Source organism: Meiothermus sp. QL-1, from assembly GCF_003351145.1.
Classification (GTDB): Bacteria; Deinococcota; Deinococci; order Deinococcales; family Thermaceae; genus Meiothermus.
Genome location: NZ_QQSV01000023.1, coordinates 1 through 2,482 on the forward strand (window position 1 = coordinate 1; position 2,482 = coordinate 2,482).

General features: G+C 64.6%; 1 protein-coding gene and 1 pseudogene. Both read right to left on the reverse strand.

The annotated features are described in order from the left end of the window. Positions 1–92: 92 nt before the first annotated feature. The gene (locus tag DV704_RS12020) at positions 93–1,073 is read right to left on the reverse strand and encodes a hypothetical protein (RefSeq protein ID WP_114799814.1); all 981 of its coding nucleotides are present in this window, start codon (positions 1,071–1,073) and stop codon (positions 93–95) included. 178 nt (positions 1,074–1,251) lie between these two features. Next, a pseudogene (locus DV704_RS12025) lies at positions 1,252–2,339 on the reverse strand (N-acetylglucosamine-6-phosphate deacetylase). Positions 2,340–2,482 lie beyond the last annotated feature (143 nt).

Below are 2,482 nucleotides of genomic sequence, written 5' to 3' on the forward strand. Positions count from 1 at the left end.
CAGCTGATGCCGGGCTCGGGGTGTTACAGCACCGCCGGGCCATTTCTGTTCCCATCATACAACCTGTACCCCCGCATTGAAGATGCGGGGCACTATAGCCCCTTCCACACCATCCCCGTTTCGGTAGGGGTCCCTATGAGCACCAGGTTGCCGTCGTGGACCCGGCTCACGCTCCCCACCAGCCCCGTGGTCAGGTTGGTAAGCTGCTGGGTGCGGGGAAGGGCCAGGATCAACCCTCCCCGTACCTGGCCGTTGGCGCTCTCCATGGCCAGGCTTCGCCGGATGGGAGGAAAGTCGGGGACGCCATCCCCATCCACGTCCTGAGGCAGGGCCGGGTTGGTGGAGTTGGCCTCCACATGCCCCGTGACCAGCGAGCCGTTGATCCTGTAAGCCTCCAGGTGTCCGACCCCATCGGCCCAGTGCACACCCCGCACCAGCCGGCCCTGGCTATCGCGGGGGGTGTCGTCGTTGGTGATGGTGCGGGCGGCGTAGAGGTTGCCGTAGATGACCGAGTTGTACCCGGAGCCGTGCCCATTCACCCCCTCGGAGCCCCAACCCGGCCGATGGTGGAAGAGGGCCCCCACATCCCCCCGCACCCGCAGGTGACAGTACATGCAGTTGGTCGTTTCCGAAAGCATGGCCAGCTTGAACACGTCGTTCTGGCCGAAGCTTATCCGCCGCAGCACGGTCTGGCTCTGCGCCCCCCGGCTGGCCGTAGCAGCCACCTCGACCCAGCCGTACTCAGCCCCCGGCGGAGAGCCCTGTACCACCCGCCAGGCCCCGGTGATGCCGTTGCCCATGTCCACCTGGTGCGTGGTGGGGTTGGTGGTGACCAGCTCGATGTAGCGGGGAACGCTGAGCTGCCGCCTGCGGTAATCCAGCGCCAGGTGAAGCCGGGCCCGCTCGGAAAGGCTGTCCGCCGACTGGATGAGCTCATCGCGCACGCGGACCGCGCTGCCCTGCCGCAGTTCGCTCAGCACGCTCGCACTTAGGATAGACATGAGAACAACAACCACCAGCACGGCAATCAGGGTGGTCACCAGGGCTATGCCCTTGGGTTTGAAGCCATCCATGGCTTCATGCTTAGGTGCTCCTCACCCGGTCAAACACCCCCGGCTGGAGGTGAATTCGTTACCTTAATGCGGACATTCGACCAGCACCTGCAGGGCAATTTGGTCGACTAGAGCAGCAAAAACAGCCCTTTGGAACGCTGGTTGATGGATGTGCAAATATCACAAGCTTGCGAACTTTCTAAGCCGCCGCATCTGCTTCCCGTACCGCCTGGCCGGCAATATACACCTGCTCCACCTCGAGCTCAGCGCTAAGAACCACCAGGTCGGCCGGGGCCCCAGGCTCGAGGGCCAAGGGGGAATAGCCCAGATAGGCACGGGGCCGCGCCGAGGTCAGGGCCACGGCCTCAGGCAGGCCCAGCCCCCAGGCCACCAGGTTGCGCACCGCCTGGTCAAGGGTGAGCAGACTCCCGTCGGGAAGGAAGACACCGTTGCCGCGGCCCACCACCCGGCTGCGGCCCAAGCGGTACGTGCCTTCCGGCATACCTGCCGCCGCCACCGCATCGCTGACCACGTAGAGGCGGGGCATGACCCTCCACAAAGCCCGCACCACCGCCGGGTGAACGTGCAGGCCATCCCCGATTACCTCGCTCCACCCACCCTGCTCCAGCCCCAGCCCCACCACCCCGGGCTCCCGATGATGCAGGGGAGTCATGGAGTTGAAGAAGTGGGTAAAGCCTTTCGCACCTGCCTCCAGCGCGGCCCTGGCCTGGGCGTAGCTGGCAGCGGTGTGCCCAATCTGCACCCTCACGTTCCGCTCTGCCAAGAACCGGGTCAACTCCAAAGCCCCGGGCAGCTCGGGCGCCAGCGTGACCACCCGGATTGGCGCAAGCGCCAGCCAGCGCTTCATCAGCTCCAGATCGGGATCAATCGCAAAAGGGGGCTGGGCTCCCAATCGTTGGGGGTTGATGAAGGGACCCTCCAGGTGAACCCCCAGCAGACGGACCTCACCTGGGCCGGGTCGCTCAATTACGGCCGCAATGCCCCTGAGCGCAGCCTCCAGCTCGTCAACCGGGGCGGTTACGGTAGTGGCCAGAAGAGCGGTGGTGCCATGGCGGGCGTGGAAGCGAGCCGCCTGACGAACCGCAGCTTCCCCTTCCATGAAGTCTGCCCCACCCCCCCATGCACGTGCAAGTCCACGAAACCAGGGAGAATGTAGCGCAAGGGCACCTGGGCCACGGGCTCCACGCTGCGCAGATGGGCGTCGAAGCGAAGCACGCCTGCGTAGCTCTGCTCAGGCGAAACCAGGATCCCGGCAAGTTCGTTCATGGCTAAAACTCCACCGCTGGATTTACGCGCTAGCAACCAAGCTGCTTCCAGAGGGCTCAAATCCAGGGCCAGCTTTCCCACCATCAGTTTTCGTCGGCACTGGTAGAAACTCAACTTCAGCCGTTCTCGTTGTAACTCAATCA